This is a genomic window from Streptomyces sp. S6, assembly GCF_054880855.1.
Genome location: NZ_JBTYMC010000138.1, coordinates 1 through 17,225, shown reverse-complemented (window position 1 = coordinate 17,225; position 17,225 = coordinate 1). Strand labels below are relative to the sequence as shown.

At 68.1% G+C, this 17,225-nt stretch carries 13 protein-coding genes and 1 pseudogene; 5 read left to right on the top strand and 9 right to left on the bottom strand.

Annotated features, from left to right (window positions below):
- Positions 1-102: 102 nt before the first annotated feature.
- A pseudogene (locus ACVNF4_RS19980) lies at positions 103-531 on the bottom strand (murein biosynthesis integral membrane protein MurJ); the annotation flags it as partial.
- Between the two features lie 44 nt (positions 532-575).
- Positions 576-2,936, bottom strand: a complete 2,361-nt coding sequence (locus tag ACVNF4_RS19975) for a DUF6049 family protein (protein WP_461804206.1) — start codon at positions 2,934-2,936, stop codon at positions 576-578.
- Positions 2,937-3,240: 304 nt separating this feature from the next.
- Here ACVNF4_RS19975 and ACVNF4_RS19970 point away from each other — a divergent pair, with 304 nt between their 5' ends.
- Entirely contained in the window at positions 3,241-4,638 is a 1,398-nt protein-coding gene (locus tag ACVNF4_RS19970) for a CCA tRNA nucleotidyltransferase (protein WP_461804205.1), read from the top strand.
- Positions 4,639-4,800: 162 nt separating this feature from the next.
- On the opposite strand, the gene ACVNF4_RS19965 is transcribed toward ACVNF4_RS19970, so the two are convergent.
- From ACVNF4_RS19965 to ACVNF4_RS19950, 4 genes are all read right to left on the bottom strand, one after another.
- Entirely contained in the window at positions 4,801-5,256 is a 456-nt protein-coding gene (locus tag ACVNF4_RS19965; protein ID WP_461804204.1) for an LppU/SCO3897 family protein, read from the bottom strand.
- A gap of 136 nt (positions 5,257-5,392) precedes the next feature.
- Entirely contained in the window at positions 5,393-6,655 is a 1,263-nt protein-coding gene (locus ACVNF4_RS19960) for an MFS transporter (protein WP_461804203.1), read from the bottom strand.
- Between the two features lie 148 nt (positions 6,656-6,803).
- Positions 6,804-7,886: an inositol-3-phosphate synthase gene (locus ACVNF4_RS19955; protein ID WP_461804202.1), complete on the bottom strand. Its 1,083-nt coding sequence runs from the start codon at positions 7,884-7,886 to the stop codon at positions 6,804-6,806.
- 44 nt (positions 7,887-7,930) lie between these two features.
- Positions 7,931-8,611 (bottom strand): PadR family transcriptional regulator, encoded by a 681-nt coding sequence (locus tag ACVNF4_RS19950; RefSeq protein WP_461804201.1) that lies wholly within the window; start codon positions 8,609-8,611, stop codon positions 7,931-7,933.
- 363 nt (positions 8,612-8,974) lie between these two features.
- On the opposite strand from ACVNF4_RS19950, the gene ACVNF4_RS19945 reads away from it, so the two are divergent.
- The gene (locus ACVNF4_RS19945; RefSeq protein WP_461804200.1) at positions 8,975-11,650 is read left to right on the top strand and encodes a transglycosylase domain-containing protein; all 2,676 of its coding nucleotides are present in this window, start codon (positions 8,975-8,977) and stop codon (positions 11,648-11,650) included.
- Positions 11,651-11,802: 152 nt separating this feature from the next.
- A complete protein-coding gene (locus tag ACVNF4_RS19940; protein WP_461804199.1) occupies positions 11,803-13,302 on the top strand; it encodes a glycosyltransferase family 87 protein in 1,500 nt (499 codons plus the stop codon).
- Positions 13,303-13,408: 106 nt separating this feature from the next.
- Here the strand turns inward: ACVNF4_RS19940 and ACVNF4_RS19935 are convergent, their stop codons facing one another.
- The 3 genes from ACVNF4_RS19935 to ACVNF4_RS19925 all read right to left on the bottom strand — a co-directional run bounded on the left by ACVNF4_RS19935 (position 13,409) and on the right by ACVNF4_RS19925 (position 16,190).
- Positions 13,409-14,440, bottom strand: a complete 1,032-nt coding sequence (locus tag ACVNF4_RS19935) for an alanine racemase (protein ID WP_461804198.1) — start codon at positions 14,438-14,440, stop codon at positions 13,409-13,411.
- Between the two features lie 84 nt (positions 14,441-14,524).
- The gene (locus ACVNF4_RS19930; RefSeq protein ID WP_461804197.1) at positions 14,525-15,643 is read right to left on the bottom strand and encodes a lipid II:glycine glycyltransferase FemX; all 1,119 of its coding nucleotides are present in this window, start codon (positions 15,641-15,643) and stop codon (positions 14,525-14,527) included.
- 229 nt (positions 15,644-15,872) lie between these two features.
- Positions 15,873-16,190: a hypothetical protein gene (locus ACVNF4_RS19925; protein ID WP_461804196.1), complete on the bottom strand. Its 318-nt coding sequence runs from the start codon at positions 16,188-16,190 to the stop codon at positions 15,873-15,875.
- Between the two features lie 228 nt (positions 16,191-16,418).
- On the opposite strand from ACVNF4_RS19925, the gene rpsF reads away from it, so the two are divergent.
- Positions 16,419-16,709 carry a 30S ribosomal protein S6 gene (rpsF, locus tag ACVNF4_RS19920; protein ID WP_010353482.1) on the top strand — a complete coding sequence of 97 codons (291 nt, stop codon included), beginning with the start codon at positions 16,419-16,421 and terminating at the stop codon, positions 16,707-16,709.
- 73 nt (positions 16,710-16,782) lie between these two features.
- Positions 16,783-17,225: single-stranded DNA-binding protein (locus tag ACVNF4_RS19915; protein ID WP_461804195.1), on the top strand; the 443-nt coding region annotated here is incomplete at its 3' end.

The following is a 17,225-nucleotide window of genomic DNA, read 5'->3' as shown; positions in this document are numbered from 1 at the left end:
CCTCGAAGGCCAGTGCCGAGCAGAAGGAGATCGCGAAGAAGTTCTTCGCCACCGGTGTCCTCACGGACGAGGAGGTGAAGGAGTGGATCGACACCGGGGCGGTGCCGATCCATCGTGGTGCTCCTCGCCCGAGTGCGTGACGAGGTCGTCGACGCCCACGAACTGCGTGGTGCGCGCGTCGTCGCCGTACGGCAGGTACTGCGTCGGGCCTTCCGGCTCGGGCGCCGGCGGCTGGGCCCAGACCTGCGGGTCGGGGGCGTACGCCGACTGCTGCGGCTGGCCGTAGAGCGGCTGGGAGGGGTAGGTGCCGGGGGGCGGCGGGGGGTGCGCGGCACGGTCGTAGAGCGCCTCGGTCACCGGGTCCTGCGCGGTGAGGTCCTGCGCGCGGTAGGGGTCCTGGGCGAAGGCGTCCTGGAGGTAGGTGTCGGCGGGCTGCTGCGGCACCTGGCCGTGCTCGGGCGGCGGCGGGCTCTCAGGGTGGCCCGAGCCGCCCACGGCCTGGCCGCGGTCACCGTCGTACGGCGCGTTCATGGTTACCCCACCTCATCGTCCCGGGCCGACCGGCCACGACATCCTCAACGGTCCACTCTCTCACCCGTGCCGGACGGGTCCGTGCTTTCCGCTGCGGTGTCCGGTGTCTCGTCACTCGGCTGCTCCGGGTCGTCTGCCCCGGGCCGGGCGGTGGACTCCTCGGTGGGCTCGGCGGCGGTCTCGCCGTCGCCGTCCTGCTCGCTGTCCTGCTCGCTCTGCGCCGCGCGGGCGGCGGCGCGCTTGCGCTGGGTGTACATCCGGAAGCCGGCCAGCACCAGCAGCAGGAAACCGCCGCCGATGACCAGCATGACCGTGGCCGTGATCTCCGTGACCCGCACGTCGAAGACGACTTCGTCGCCGTACGGCTGGCCGTCCTCGGTGAAGAGCTGTGCGACCACCGTCGCCTGGCCGTTGGCCTTGGCGGACGTGGTGAACTTCACGCTGGTGCTGTGCCCGCCGGAGACCGTGACGGGCTGCTCGTCGTAGTCGTGGCCGGAGATCTCCAGGCGCGTCGGGTTCGTCGACGTGAGCCGCAGGACGAGGTGGTCGACGCCCTGGACCAGGCTGTTCTGCACGGTCACCGGGATCGTCGCGCTGTGCCCGGAGAGCTTGGTCTCCGACTTGTCGATCAGCCTGACCTGGTCGGTGAGCGTCTTCAGGTGCGACGCGACGCCCTGCCGGTAGGAACTCGCCGCCGGACCTCGCCCGCGCCACGACGTCGACATCTCACGGTTTATGGCCCGCCCGAAGGGTGTCACGACCCGCGACTCGTCGGTCAGGATCACCTTGAAGTTGTCGAGCTTGGTCTGCGTGTTCGCGATGTCCTGGAACGCCGTCTTCGACATCTCCTGCTTGTGCAACGAGGAGGAGTACGACGACCTGCCCGGCACCTTCGTGGCGGCGCCCGGGTCCGGCTTGACCGCCGCCGTCGCCGACAGCCCCTGCGGCTGCGACCAGGAGGTGCCCTGAAGCGCCGCCACAGCCTTCGCGAACGCCTGCGCCTGGCTCGCGTCCGGCATCCGCTGCGGCGCGACGACGACACTGCGCTGTTTGTCGGTCTGGAGATTCAGGGCGAGGCTCTGCGCGAGGAAGTTCTGCACCGCGAGCGTGGCGTCGGAAGCGGTCGTCAGATCGCCCTGGAACGCCGTCGACAGCCGGTAGTCCGCGACGACCGCCGTGGTGCCGCCACCGATCGGACGGGCCGCGGAGGGCGTGTACGACAGGTCGTCCTCCAGGCTGTCGCTGCGGGCGATCACCTTGTCGGCGCCCGCGGAGGTGGCGACCTTGACGATCGAGGGGTCGACGGCGCCGTTCACCGGCCAGGCGAAGTCGGTGCTCGGCGTGGTGTGCAGGACGGTCTCGACGGTCGTCGCGGCGACGTCCGTGGCGGCCTTGAGCTGGCTCAGCGAACTCGTGACGTTCGTGCCGTTGTGGGCGAGAGCGGCCAGGTCGGGGTCGGCGAACGGGAGCGTGACGACCTCCTTGCCGGTCACGGCTCCCTGGAGTTCGGCGAGGAACGCCTTGGCGGCGGCCTGGTGGGTGCCCGCGACCGTCGTGTCGCCCTGGCCAAGGACGCGGTAGCCGCCGCTCATCGCGTCGACCGAGGCCAACAGGTCCGGGTCGAGCACCCAGGTGACGTCGAGGGTCTTGCCCAGCGAGACGAGCTGCTCCAGGCGCCCGCCGGGGGAGATCTCCGCGGCGAGGTCGTCGTTCAGGAAGACCGGGGTCTGCTGCTGGTTCGAACCCGTCTCCGCCGTCACGTGCACGGTCGAGATCAGCGGCCACAGGACCGTCGTCTTCGTGCTCGCGTCCGGTTCGTCGGGCTGCCACGGCAGGAGCGTCCGCCGCGCGCCCAGCACCTGGTCCCAGGACTGTGCGGCCGTCTCGCCGGAGAGGGTGACGCCCAGCGGGTAGATCCCGTCGCCGCCCAGCTTCAGCTTGTCGACCGGGACGCTGATCGTGAACGGCTGGGCCACGCCCGGGGTGAGCTTCGCGAACTTGGCCGTGTACGCGCCGCCCAGTGGGCTGCCGGTGGCTCCGGACAGCGCGTCGGGGCGCTTGGCGACGTCGGCGACGGCCGAGCGGGTGGTCAGCGCGGAGCCGACGCGGAGATCGACGTGGGCGTCGGTGACGGCCTGCTTGCCGTTGTTCGTCACCGTGCCGGACACGGTCAGCGTGTCGCCGTCGGTGGGGACGTTCGGCGTGAGGGAGTCGAGGGCGACGGACACCGTGCCGGCGTCGGGCGCCTCCTTGGGGGCCTCGGGCGCGGCTGCCCGCGCCGTCGTGGCAGCGGGCAGCAGCAACCCGGCCAGCAGAGGCGCGCTCGTGAGCAGTGCTCCGGTGCGCCGCAGCCAGCGGCGGGCAGGTGAGGGGGTCATCCCCGGGATGTCTGCCGCCTCGGCCACGCGTTCGCCCGTCCCTCGTCATCGGTCAGTGGTCGTCGGAATGTGCGTCCACGCATGGTAACGAGGCGCGCTGAAGGTAAGTGCCGCGGACTGGTCCACAAGATCGGAAAGTGGGGGCGGGCTGTCCCTAATAGGGCTGTATAAAGGGGCCCTTATATAGGGGAGCGCCCTCGGGCGGGGTGGGCGCGGGTTGTGTGGAGGTATCGGGCGGGCTGCCTTCACGAGGTTTCCCGGCTCCGCACCGGCGCCGACGGACCGTAATCGGGGAGCCTGTGGTCCCCCTGGCCACGTACCCTTTTCTGTTGTGCCGAACGCCAATAAAGACAACCTTGACGTCGCCCCCGTCGCCGACGACCTCGCCCGCCGTTTCCAGGAGGCCGGGTTCTCTCTTGCCCTGGTCGGTGGCTCGGTCCGGGACGCGCTGCTCGGCCGGCTCGGCAACGACCTCGACTTCACGACCGACGCCCGCCCCGAGGACGTCCTCAAGATCATCCGCCCGTGGGCCGACGCGGTGTGGGAGGTGGGGATCGCGTTCGGCACCGTCGGGGCCCAGAAGGACGGCTTCCAGGTAGAGGTGACGACGTACCGCTCCGAGGCGTACGACCGGACCTCCCGCAAGCCCGAGGTGTCCTACGGCGACTCCATCGAGGAGGACCTCGTCCGCCGGGACTTCACCGTCAACGCGATGGCACTCGCGCTCCCGCAGCGGGAGTTCATCGATCCGCACGGCGGCCTCGACGACCTCGCGGCACGCGTCCTGCGGACCCCGGGCACCCCGGAGGCCTCCTTCTCGGACGACCCTCTGCGGATGATGCGGGCCGCCCGCTTCGCCGCCCAGCTCGACTTCGAGGTCGCCCCCGAGGTCGTCGCCGCGATGACGGACATGGCCGAGCGGATCGACATCGTTTCCGCCGAGCGGGTCCGGGACGAGCTGAACAAGCTGATCCTCTCCGAGCACCCCCGCAAGGGCCTCACCCTGCTCGTCGACACCGGCCTCGCCGACCGCGTTCTGCCCGAGCTGCCCGCACTCCGCCTGGAGAGCGACGAGCACCACCGGCACAAGGACGTCTACGAGCACACCCTGATCGTCCTGGAACAGGCGATGGCCCTGGAGGAGGACGGCCCCGATCTCGTCCTGCGGCTGTCGGCCCTGCTCCACGACATCGGCAAGCCCCGCACCCGGCGCTTCGAGAAGGACGGCCGCGTCTCCTTCCACCACCACGAGGTGGTCGGCGCCAAGATGACCACCAAGCGCATGACGGCCCTGAAGTACTCCAACGACCAGGTGAAGGACGTCTCCCGGCTCGTCGAGCTCCATCTGCGCTTCCACGGCTACGGCGTCGGCGAGTGGACCGACTCCGCTGTTCGCCGCTATGTCCGCGACGCCGGTCCCCTCCTCGACCGCCTCCACAAGCTGACCCGCTCCGACTGCACGACCCGCAACAAGCGCAAGGCCGCCAGCCTCTCCCGCACATACGACGAGCTGGAGGAGCGCATCGCCGAGCTGGGCAAGCAGGAGGAGCTGGACGCGATCCGCCCCGACCTCGACGGCAACCAGATCATGGAGATCCTCGGTATCACTCCGGGGCCGGCCATCGGCAAGGCGTACAAGCACATGCTGGAGCTGCGGCTGGAGAACGGCCCGATGGAGCATGAGGCTGCGGTGGCGGCGCTGAAGGAGTGGTGGGCGGAGCAGGGCTGAGGGGGTGGGCCGGAGTGTGTTTCACGTGAAACATAGGTCGGCGGTTCCTCGGGCCAGGACATGAAGACCAGGACATGAAGAGGGGCGATGTTTCACGTGAAACATCGCCCCTCTTGGCTGTGTCTGCCCTTGGCTCTACCCGTCAGCCGTCGGCCGACTCGCTCAGACGTCCTTCAGGCACAGCACGACGTTGTGGCCGGCGCCTATCTGGTAGTAGGAGATGGTGGCCTCCTTGACGGCCTCGCACTTCGAGCTGTCGCTCGTGTCGTCGAACTTCTGGACCACCTTGTACTTGGCCTGGCTCGACGTGCAGTCGACCTCGACGAGATCGACGTTGTCCTTGTTGTCGCCCTTGTTGTACATGCAGGCGCCTACCGAGGTGCCCTCGGCCTCGGTGTCACTGCTGAACACCATGCCGATGCCCACCTTGACGACGATGGCGACCACGATCAGCCCGACGGTGCTGAGAACGCGGACCAGCTTCTTGTTCCGCTTCGGCGGCGCGGGCGGCGGAACCGGAGCGCCCTGGCCCGGGTACTGGCCGTACGGCTGGGTCTGCCCCATCGGCGCGGGCTGCTGGGCGAACGGGTTCTGGCCTTGCGGCGGCGGAGTGGTCATGCTGAAGGTCCCCCCTGGAACGTGGATGCGCCATGGAGCGTGGATGCGTCGAGGCGCGAGATAAGACCCACGTAAAGTACAGGTCACCACTGACACTGCCGTGACGTAAAACCGATCTGTGATCTTGACGTGAAACTTAAGAACGGGTAAATCGCCGCATAGTACCTGCTACTGCCGCGTAGATAACGGCGATTGTTATCACCAGCGCGATTGAACGACCGTCCGGCGGGAGCATGACGGCCGCTACACCGGCCGCGCCCACGAAGGCGACGTTGAAGAGGACGTCGTAGAGCGAAAAGATCCGGCCACGGTAGGCGTCGTCGACGGCGGACTGGACGATCGTGTCAGTGGCGATCTTCGCGCCCTGGCTGACGAGGCCCAGGAGGAACGCCAACACCAGTATCGGGATCTCGGCGAAGGGGAGACCCAGCGCCGGTTCGAGGACTGCGGCAGCGGCGGCACAGACGACGATCCAGCGGACCGGACCGAGCCGCCCCACCGCCGACGGGGTCACCACGGCTGCCACGAAGAAGCCCGCGCCGGAGATGCCGAGGGCAAGACCGAGCAGCGCGAGACCGTCGTCCGGGTTCGAGGACCAGGCGTAGCGGCAGAGCATCAGCACCGTGACGGTCAGGGCGCCGTAGCAGAACCGCATCAGGGTCATCGAGCCCAGCGCCCAGGCGGCCGTCCGACGCGAGGGTGCCGTGAGATGCCGTACGCCCGCAGCGAGCCCCCGGGCCGTGCCGTCCAGGGCGGCCGACAGGCGGGGCTGGACCGTCCCCTGATCCGGGCCGAGCAGCTCGACGGCCATCCGCAGCGACATCAGCGCCGAGCACAGATACAGCGCCGCGCCCAGCAGGACCACCGCAGCGTCGGAGTCGGAGGCCACGATCCGTACGCCGAAGGCGAGCCCGCCGCCTGCGGTCGCGGCGAGCGTTCCGGCCGTCGGGGAGAGGGAGTTGGCGATGACCAGCCGCTCGGCGTCGACCACGCGAGGCAGTGCGGCGGAGAGCCCGGCGAGGACGAAGCGGTTGACGGCGGTGACACACAGGGCGGAGCCGTAGAAGAGCCATTCCGGCACATTCGCCAGGATCAGCACGGCCGTGACCGAGGCGAGGGCCGCGCGCAGCAGGTTGCCGTACAGGAAGACCTGACGGCGCCGCCAGCGGTCGAGGAGGACGCCGGCGAAGGGGCCGACGAGGGAGTACGGCAGCAGCAGGACCGCCATCGCGGAGGCGATCGCGCCGGGCGAGGTCTGCTTCTCCGGTGAGAAGACGACGTATGTCGCCAGCGCGACCTGGTAGACGCCGTCGGCGCACTGGGAGAGCAGCCGTACGGCGAGCAGTCGGCGGAAGTTCCCGAGGCGCAGCAGGACGCGCAGATCACTGACGACGGACATGGGAACAGCCTCACATGGGGGAAGGTCCCCGGATCGGATGACCCGGGGACCTTCCTTCAGAGCCCTGGCAGGAGCGAATTTTCATGGGGTGGCGGGCTGTGTTTCACGTGAAACATGACCCGCCGGGGTGTTGCTCAGCGCGTGTTGCTCAGCGCTCGACGTCGCCGCGGATGAACTTCTCGACGTTCTCGCGGGCCTCGTCGTCGAAGTACTGGACCGGCGGGGACTTCATGAAGTACGACGACGCGGAGAGGATCGGGCCGCCGATACCGCGGTCCTTGGCGATCTTCGCGGCGCGCACCGCGTCGATGATGACGCCGGCGGAGTTCGGGGAGTCCCAGACCTCCAGCTTGTACTCAAGGTTCAGCGGGACGTCGCCGAACGCGCGGCCCTCCAGGCGGACGTAGGCCCACTTGCGGTCGTCGAGCCAGGCGACGTAGTCGGACGGGCCGATGTGGACGTTCTTCTCGCCGAGCTCCCGGTCGGGGATCTGCGAGGTGACGGCCTGCGTCTTGGAGATCTTCTTGGACTCCAGCCGGTCGCGCTCCAGCATGTTCTTGAAGTCCATGTTGCCGCCGACGTTCAGCTGCATCGTGCGGTCCAGGATGACGCCCCGGTCCTCGAAGAGCTTCGCCATGACACGGTGCGTGATGGTGGCACCGACCTGCGACTTGATGTCGTCACCGACGATCGGGACACCGGCCTCGGTGAACTTGTCGGCCCATTCCTTCGTTCCGGCGATGAAGACCGGGAGGGCGTTGACGAAGGCGACCTTGGCGTCGATGGCGCACTGGGCGTAGAACTTCGCCGCGGCCTCGGAACCGACGGGGAGGTAGCAGACGAGGACGTCGACCTGCTTCTTCTTCAGGATCTTGACGACGTCGACCGGTTCGGCCTCGGACTCCTCGATGGTCTCGCGGTAGTACTTGCCGAGACCGTCGAGGGTGTGGCCACGCTTGACCTTCACACCGGTGCGCGGCACGTCGCAGATCTTGATGGTGTTGTTCTCGGAGGCACCGATGGCGTCCGCCAGGTCGAGGCCGACCTTCTTGGCGTCCACGTCGAACGCGGCGACGAACTCGATGTCCTTGACGTGGTAGTCACCGAACTGGACATGCATCAGGCCGGGGACCTTCGACGCCGGGTCGGCGTCCTTGTAGTACTCGACTCCCTGCACCAGCGACGCGGCGCAGTTGCCCACACCGACGACGGCTACGCGAACCGAACCCATTCCGGTTGCTCCCTGTGTGTATGAGTGAGGCCCTGGCAGGGGCTTCACATGGTGGTGTCGCCGGGCGTATCCGGACCAGGGGTGTCCCTGGGCCGGGGCAGGACGCCCGGCGCTCCCTCTGTGGTGTCGCGAGCGGGTTCTCCGTGGGCGGGGCTCTTGAGGTCCCGGCCCGCCCGCTCGCTCTCGATCAGCTCGTTCAGCCAGCGCACTTCGCGTTCCACGGACTCCATCCCGTGGCGCTGGAGTTCGAGCGTGTAGTCGTCGAGGCGCTCCCGGGTGCGCGCGAGCGAGGCGCGCATCTTCTCCAGCCGTTCCTCCAAACGGCTGCGCCGGCCTTCCAGGACGCGCATCCGCACATCGCGGGAGGTCTGCCCGAAGAACGCGAACCGAGCCGCGAAGTGCTCGTCCTCGTAGGCGTCGGGCCCGGTCTGGGAGAGGAGTTCCTCGAAGTGTTCCTTGCCCTCCGCCGTCAATCTGTAGACGATCTTGGCGCGGCGGCCCGTGAGCGGGGCGGCCGGGGCTTCCTCGGGGGTGTTCCCCGCCTCTTCGATCAACCAGCCGTTCGCGACCAGCGTCTTGAGGCAGGGGTAGAGCGTGCCGTAGCTGAAGGCCCGGAACACGCCCAGCGAGGTGTTGAGTCGTTTGCGCAGCTCATAGCCGTGCATCGGGGACTCGCGGAGCAGGCCGAGGACGGCGAACTCAAGGATTCCGGACCGTCGGCTCACCACTCCTCCTCCGCTCCCGGGACGTCTATGCCGCTCCGATGTATCGACTCGATACATCACGACGATAGAACGACCTTCCGGACCCGACAAGAGGGAGATCGGTGAACGGGATCACATCACCGAAACGTTGGAATCAACTTGCCTGATTTGGGGTGAACTTCGGAGCTCGACGGGTTTTGACGGTGCGTAGTCTGTGCGCCATGCAGACCACTGGGAGCCATGTGCCGCCAGAGGGCGCCGTCGCCTCCGGTGCCGTACGGATGAATGCGAAACCGGCCGCGTCCGTACATCGGGGGGACCGGAAAAAAGCCGCCGTTGTTTTCAGGCGCGCACGGGTGCGCCTGCCCGAGGAGTAGTCGTTCGATGAGCGAGCACCGTCGCAAACAGTCGCAGCCGCAAGGAGGCGGACGTGCCGCGGCCCGGCGCGGCCAGTCCGGCACGTCCTCCGGCCGCCGTGCGGCGCCGGGAGGAGACGTGGGGTCCCCTTCCGACGGTCTGTACCAGTCCGGAGCCGAGGACCAGTCGTACGGCGGTCGCGCCGACGCCCGGCGCGCGGCACAGAGAGCCACCGGCGGCGGACGCCGCAGGGCACCTGATCCAGGACCAGGACGCGGCAGGGGGCGTCAGCCGTCCGGCCGTAAGCGCCTGATCGACTACCCGCGGCAGGACAAGTACGGCTGGCAGCGCTGGATGCCGTCCTGGAAGCTCGTCACGGGCCTGTGCCTCGCCTTCTTCGGGAGCCTGATGGCCGCGGCGAGTGTCGCGTACGCCTTCGTGGGCATCCCGGAGATCGACAAGACGGCCAGGGCGCAGAACAACGTCTACTACTGGAGCGACGGCACCCAGATGGTCGCCTCCGGTGGTGAGACCAACCGGCAGATCGTCGACCTCTCCCAGATCCCCAAGGCCATGCAGTTCGCGGTGATCTCGCAGGAGAACAAGAGCTTCCTCACGGACAGCGGCATCGATCCCAAGGGCATCGGCCGCGCGGTTTTCAACATGGCGCGGGGCGGTCAGACGCAGGGTGGCTCCACCATCACCCAGCAGTACGTCAAGAACGCCATGCTCGCCGACCAGTCGCAGACGATCTCCCGGAAGCTGAGGGAAATCTTCGTGTCGATCAAGGTCGGCGCCAATGTCTCCAAGGACGAGATCATGGCCGGGTACCTGAACTCGGCCTACTACGGGCGCAACGCCTACGGCATCGAGGCCGCCGCGCACGCGTACTTCAACAAGAAGGCCAAGGAACTCAACGAGGGTGAGTGTGCCTTCCTGGCGGCGATGCTGAAGGGCGCGACGTACTACGACCCGGCCGGCCTGCCGTCCGTCGACCCGAACGCCTCGGCCGAGAAGAACACCGAGCGCGCTACGCGCCAGATGCAGGACACCCTGAACAAGATGGTCGAGTATGGGCACCTGGACGCGGCGACCCGGGCGAGGTACACCACGCTCCCTCCGTGGCAGAACCCCCGCTCGAACACCAACCTGAAGGGCCAGATCGGCTACCTCGTCGACCTCGCCAACGCCTACCTCGTCACCAACGAGGAGACGACCGGGATCAACGCGGACCGGCTCCAGCGCGGTGGCCTCTCCATCAAGACGACCTTCGACAAGAAGAAGGTCCTGGAGCTGGAGAAGTCGGTCAAGGCGGTCCAGGACGCCAACATCAAGCCCGACAAGCGCCCGGACACGGACACGCACGTCCAGTTCGGCGGGGCCTCGGTCAACCCGGAATCCGGCGCCATCGAGGCGATCTACGGCGGTGAGGACTCCACCAAGCACTTCACCAACAACGCCGACCAGACCGGTGCCCAGGTCGGCTCGACCTTCAAGCCCTTCGTTCTCGCCGCCGCGATGACCTGGGGTGTGCGCAACCCGGAGCTCGGTACGTCCCAGGCCCAGGACGAGCGCACCATCGTCTCCCCCGAGAGCATGTTCAGCGGCAAGAACAAGCTCAAGATCCAGGAGTACGACAGGTCGGTCTGGAAGGACGACAAGGGCAGAGAGTGGCTCCAGACCAACGACGGTGACGTCTCCCTCGGTAATCCGCCGGACTTCAAGGTCGACCTGCGCGAGGCGATGCGCGAGTCAGTGAACTCCGCCTTCGTGCAGCTCGGCATGGATGTCGGCCTGGACAAGGTGAAGGAGGCCGCGATCAGCGCGGGCCTGAAGCCGGGCAGCCTGACGGGTACGACCTTCCCGTCGTTCTCCATCGGCATCTCCGACCCCAGCGCGATCCGCATGGCGTCCTCGTACGCCACCTTCGCGGCCAGCGGCAAGCAGCGCGAGCCGTTCTCCGTCCTGGAGGCCACGGGCCAGGGCGTGAACTACAAGCACGAGACGGTCAGCAAGGAGGCCTTCACCAAGAAGGTCGCCGACAACGTCACCGACATCCTCAAGACCGTCGTCGACAAGGGCACCGGTACGGCCGCCCAGCTCTCCGGCCGTGACGTGGCGGGCAAGACCGGTACCACCGACGGCAACCGCTCCGCCTGGTTCGTCGGCTACACCCCGCAGCTGTCGACCGCGATCACGATGTTCCGGTACGACGACGACGAGACGAACAAGAACCGTGAGTTCCTGAAGATGTTCGGCACGGGTGGCCAGAAGAAGATCCACGGCGCCTCGTTCCCGGCCGAGATCTGGCACGACTACATGGACGAGGCCCTGAAGGGCCAGCCCTCGGAGCCGTTCCCGACGCCGGAACCCATCGGCGAGGTCATCAACGCGGATCCGTCGCCGTCCCCGACGCCCTCGGCCAGTGAGAGCGAGGACGAGAGCGAGTCGCCGAGCCCCACGCCGAGCGAGAACAGCCCCTCTCCCACGGCTCCCAGCCCGTCCGACACCTGCGGCGCCCTCGGCTTCGGGTGCGGCGACGGCGGCACGAACGGGGGCACCACGGACGGCGGCACCGACGGCGGCACCGATCCCAGCTCGTCACCGTCACCGACCGGGGACACCGGGGAGACCTCCAGAGGTTCTTCGGGTCTCTTCGGCGGCAACGGAGGGAACAACGGGGGAAGCAGCACCAGCGGATAACGGCGCTCTCACCCGACTCGGGTGTTTCACGTGAAACATCGCGATGTTTCACGTGAAACGTAGATCGTCCCCTTGGCCGAAAGGGCCGTCGCACCGGACGAGGTGCGGCGGCCCTCGGTTTTTTCCTGGGCAGGTACGGCAGGATGTGCGCCATGCCCAGTCCAGAACCGACGCAAGCGAGCGCGCACGAGCCGGACCCGGTACGGCCCACCGATCCGGTACGGCCCACCAAGGAAGACCGGATCGCCGCGGCCGGCAGTGAGCTGATCGGCGGCCCCATCGGCCGGCGTGCCCTGCTCGGGACGTCCTGGTGGAACCCCGTACGGGTCGTCGCGCTGGTGGCGATCGGGATGTTCGCCCTCGGGCTGATCCAGAAGGCACCCTGCTACAACGGTGGCTGGTTCTTCGGCGCCAGCACGCAGTACACGCACGCCTGTTACTCGGACATCCCGCACCTGTACCAGGGACGCGGCTTCGCCGACGGACTTGTGCCGTACTTCGACAGGTTCGCCGGGGACATGCAGTACCTCGAATACCCGGTGCTGACCGGGGTGTTCATGCAGGTGGCCAGTTGGCTCACCCCGCACAGCGGCACCATCCAGCACCAGGAACAGTGGTACTGGATGGTCAATGCCGGGATGCTGATGATCTGCGCCGCGGTCATCGCGGTCTGCGTCTCCCGCACGCACGCCCGCCGCCCCTGGGACGGTCTGCTGGTCGCCCTGGCGCCCGCTTTCGCGCTGACCGCCACCATCAACTGGGACCTGCTGGCGGGCGCTCTGACGGCCGCGGCGATGCTGATGTGGGCGCGGGGCCGCTCCCTGGCCTTCGGGATCCTTCTGGGGCTCGCCACGGCCGCCAAGCTGTATCCCGTGTTCCTCATCGGCCCGCTGTTCCTGCTGTGCTGGCGTGCGGGGAAGTGGCGCGACTTCGGCAAGGCCCTCGCGGGCACGGCCGTCGCCTGGCTCGTGGTGAACCTGCCGGTGATGCTCTTCGCCTTCGACGGCTGGTCGAAGTTCTACACGTTCAGCCAGGAACGCGGCGTCGACTTCGGCTCCTTCTGGCTGATCCTGGCCCAGACCTCCTCCGACCCGCTCACCACCGACAGCGTCAACACGCTGGCCACACTGCTGGTGCTGCTGTGCTTCCTGGGCATCGCGATCCTCACCCTGACCGCCCCGCGCCGACCGCGCTTCGCCCAGCTCGCCTTCCTGGTGGTGGCCGCGTTCATCGTCACCAACAAGGTCTACTCACCGCAGTACGTCCTGTGGCTGGTGCCGCTCGCCGTGCTCGCCCGGCCCAAGTGGCGGGACTTCCTCGTCTGGCAGGCGTGCGAGGTCGCGTACTTCCTCGGGATCTGGATGTACCTCGCGTACACGACCAGCGGAGACGCCCACAAGGGCCTCTCGGAGGTCGGCTACCGCTGGGCCATCGTCTTCCATCTGCTGGGCACGCTCTACTTCTGCGGGATGGTCGTCCGCGACATCCTCATGCCGGAGCGGGACGTCGTACGCCAGTCCGGGGACGACGATCCGTCCGGCGGGGTGCTGGACGGGGCGGAGGACCGCTTCGTGCTCAGCGGGGTGGGGGTCTCGGCGCGCAGGGACGAGCCCCTCGACGGACCGCAGGTCAGCTGGGGCAAGGAGAGCTAGCGGGGTGTTCGCTGTGGGCGAACGGCCCTGATGGGCTACGCAGAAGGCCGTACGCGGGGCTCCCGGGTACGGCCTTCTCGGTGTTCTCGGCGTGCTCAGCCTGCCGTCAGCGGTCGAGGATGCGGTCGAACTGCGTGGTGGTGTGCCGCAGATGGGCCACCAGCTCGTCACCGACCTTCGGCTCCGGGGCGTCGGAGGGGACGAACAGGATCGACACCTGCATGTGCGGCGGCTCCGCGAACCAGCGCTGCTTGCCGGCCCAGACGAACGGCGAGAGGTTCCGGTTCACCGTGGCGAGACCGGCTCGGGCGACACCCTTGGCGCGCGGCATGACGCCGTGCAGCGCCTTCGGGGCCTCCAGGCCCACGCCGTGCGACGTACCGCCCGCCACGACCACCAGAAAGCCGTCCGAGGCCGCCTTCTGCTGCCGGTAGCCGAAGCGGTCGCCCTTCGCGACACGCGTGACGTCCAGGACGGAGCCGTGGTACTCCGTGGCGTCGTGGTCCCCCAGCCACAGCCGGGTGCCGATCCGGGCCCGGAAACGGGTCTGCGGGAACTGCTGCTGGAGCCGGCCGAGATCCTCGGCCTTGAGGTGGCTCACGAACATCGTGTGCAGCGGCAGCCGGGCCGCGCGCAGCCGGTCCATCCAGCCGATGACCTCCTCGACCGCGTCCGAGCCGTCGGTGCGGTCCAGCGGCAGGTGGATCGCGAAACCCTCCAGGCGGACGTTCTCGATCGCGGCGTGCAACTGCGGCAGGTCCTGCTCGCTGATGCCGTGCCGCTTCATCGAGGACATCACCTCGATCACCACCCGGGCGCCCACCAGCCCGTACACGCCGTCCACGGACGACACCGAGCGGATCACCCGGTCGGGCAGCGGGACGGGCTCCTCGCCGCGCCGGTAGGGCGTCAGCACCAGCAGGTCACCGCCGAAGAAGTCCTTGATCCGCGCGGCCTCGTACGTCGTACCCACGGCCAGGACGTCCGAGCCCAGCCGGGTCGCCTCCTCCGCCAGCCGCTCGTGCCCGAAGCCGTAGCCGTTGCCCTTGCAGACCGGGACGAGCCCCGGGAACTGGTCCTGCACGTGCTTGTGGTGCGCCCGCCAGCGCGCGGTGTCGACGTAGAGGGTGAGCGCCATGGCCGGACCTGGAACCTTTCTCGGGGCTGCGGAGTGTCAGAAGGGGTGCGGTGTGTCAGGGCTATCGAAGCACTGAACGTGACGTCAGCGGCGCGACATGTAGATGTCGAGGGCCTTGTGGAGCAGCTTGTTGAGCGGGAAGTCCCACTCGCCCAGGTACTCGGCCGCCTGGCCGCCCGTGCCGACCTTGAACTGGATCAGACCGAAGAGGTGGTCCGTCTCGTCCAGCGAGTCCGAGATGCCGCGCAGGTCGTAGACCGTCGCGCCGAGCGCGTACGCGTCGCGCAGCATCCGCCACTGCATCGCGTTGGACGGCCGGAACTCGCGCCCGATGTTGTCGGAGGCGCCGTAGGAGTACCAGACGTGCCCGCCGACGATCAGCATCGTCGCCGCGGAGAGGTTCACCCCGTTGTGGCGGGCGAAGTACAGCCGCATCCGGTTGGGGTCCTCGGAGTTGAGGGCCGACCACATGCGCTGGAAGTACGACAGCGGGCGCGGCCGGAAGTGGTCGCGGACGGCCGTGATCTCGTACAGCCGCTGCCACTCCTCCAAGTCGTGGTAGCCGGCCTGGACGACCTCGACGCCGGCCTTCTCGGCCTTCTTGATGTTGCGCCGCCACAGCTGGTTGAAGTTCTTGTGGACGTCCTCCAGGGACCGGTTGGCCAGCGGCACCTGGTAGACGTAGCGCGGCTGGACGTCACCGAATCCGGCGCCGCCGTCCTCGCCCTGCTGCCAGCCCATCCGGCGCAGCTTGTCGGCCACCTCGAAGGCGCGCGGCTCGATGAAGTCGGCCTCGATGTCGCGCAGCCGCTTCACGTCCGGGTTCTGGATGCCCGCCTTGATGGAGTTGGCCTCCCACCGGCGGATGATCACCGGCGGGCCCATCTTCACGGAGAACGCGCCCTGGTGCTTCAGGTGCGCGAGCATCGGCTCCAGCCACTCGTTCAGGTTCGGCGCGTACCAGTTGATCACCGGGCCCTCGGGCAGATAGGCCAGATAGCGCTTGATCTTCGGGAGCTGGCGGTAGAGCACCAGGCCCGCACCGACCAGCTCACCGGACTTGTCGAACCAGCCGAGACTCTCCGAACGCCATTCCGCCTTGACGTCAGCCCATGCCGGTACCTGCATGTGGCTCGCCGAAGGCAGGCTCTGGATGTACGCCAGATGCTGCTCGCGGCTGATCGTCCTCAGGGTCAGGCTCATTCGGGGCGCTCCTCGGGCTGGGGTGTCCCCATGGGTACAGGGGCTCCGGCTCTAGCGCCGAAGCCTACTGCGCCCTGCGAGCGCCTCGACTGGGCGTACGGAACCTGCGTTCGGGCCGGAGTACGGCCGTCACGGTCCGTCAGGTGTCGTAGCCGTCCTACGCGTCGGGCGCGCGGGACGGTGCGGACGGTGGTGCCGCCACCGGCGGCCGACCGCCGGTGGCGGCTTCTCAGCCGCCGATGACGCCTCCGAAGAGGCCGCCGTGGGCCATGCCGAGGAAGAAGCCGACGGCACAGGCGCCGAGGCCCAGGATCAGACCGAACCGCTCACGGGTGGTCTCGGAGACCCACTGTCCGTAGGCGCCGGTGAAGATCCCCACCAGACCGGTCCAGGAACTGAGCAGATGCAGGTTGTGGAACATTGCCGTGACGAATGCCGTCACTCCGAGCACCAGGGTCACCGCGAGCAGCGTGTCCTGGAGGGGGTGGGGCTTGCCGTCGGTGGCGAAGAGAGAGCCGGCGGTGTTGGGTCGCAATGCCTGTGCCATGGGGCACCTCCTGCGGAAGGCGGCGCATCGTAGCGCCGTACACACCCGATGTGTACAGATTGACGGCCGACGGGGCCTGATTTCAACCGGAAGCGGGTGTGCGGGTAGTGTGTATGGTCTGCGCCGGTGTCTGTCCTGGCTCTGCCGGGAGGCATCGTCGCGCACGCATCACAACCCTCCTGCCACGGAACGACCGTGGCCGCTGAGTCCAAAGGAGGTGGGTTCCACATGCGTCACTACGAGGTGATGGTCATCCTCGACCCCGATCTGGAGGAGCGCGCTGTCGCCCCCCTGATCGAGAACTTCCTCTCCGTCGTCCGTGAGGGCAACGGAAAGGTCGAGAAGGTCGACACCTGGGGCCGTCGTCGTCTCTCGTACGAGATCAAGAAGAAGCCCGAGGGCATCTACTCGGTCATCGATCTGCAGGCTGAGCCCGCGATCGTCAAGGAGCTCGACCGCCAGATGAACCTGAACGAGTCGGTCCTCCGGACCAAGGTCCTCCGCCCCGAGACCCACTGAGCTTCCGCTCACCCGGTCCCGGGATTCGAGTAGCAACAAGCAGCCAGAGCAAACCCGCCGAGAGGTTCCCCCAATGGCAGGCGAGACCGTCATCACGGTCGTCGGCAACCTTGTCGATGACCCCGAGCTGCGCTTCACCCCCTCCGGTGCGGCGGTCGCGAAGTTCCGTGTCGCGTCCACTCCCCGCACCTTCGACCGCCAGACGAACGAGTGGAAGGACGGCGAGAGCCTCTTCCTGACCTGCTCGGTCTGGCGCCAGGCGGCGGAGAACGTCGCGGAGTCGCTCCAGCGAGGCATGCGCGTCATGGTGCAGGGCCGGTTGAAGCAGCGGTCCTACGAGGACCGTGAGGGTGTCAAGCGCACGGTCTACGAGCTGGACGTCGAGGAAGTCGGCCCCAGCCTGCGCAGCGCCACGGCCAAGGTCACCAAGACCAGTGGCGGTGGCGGTGGCGGCGGTGCCCGTGGCGGCGGCCAGGGCGGTTACGGCGGCGGCCAGGGTGGCGGCGGCTGGGGCGG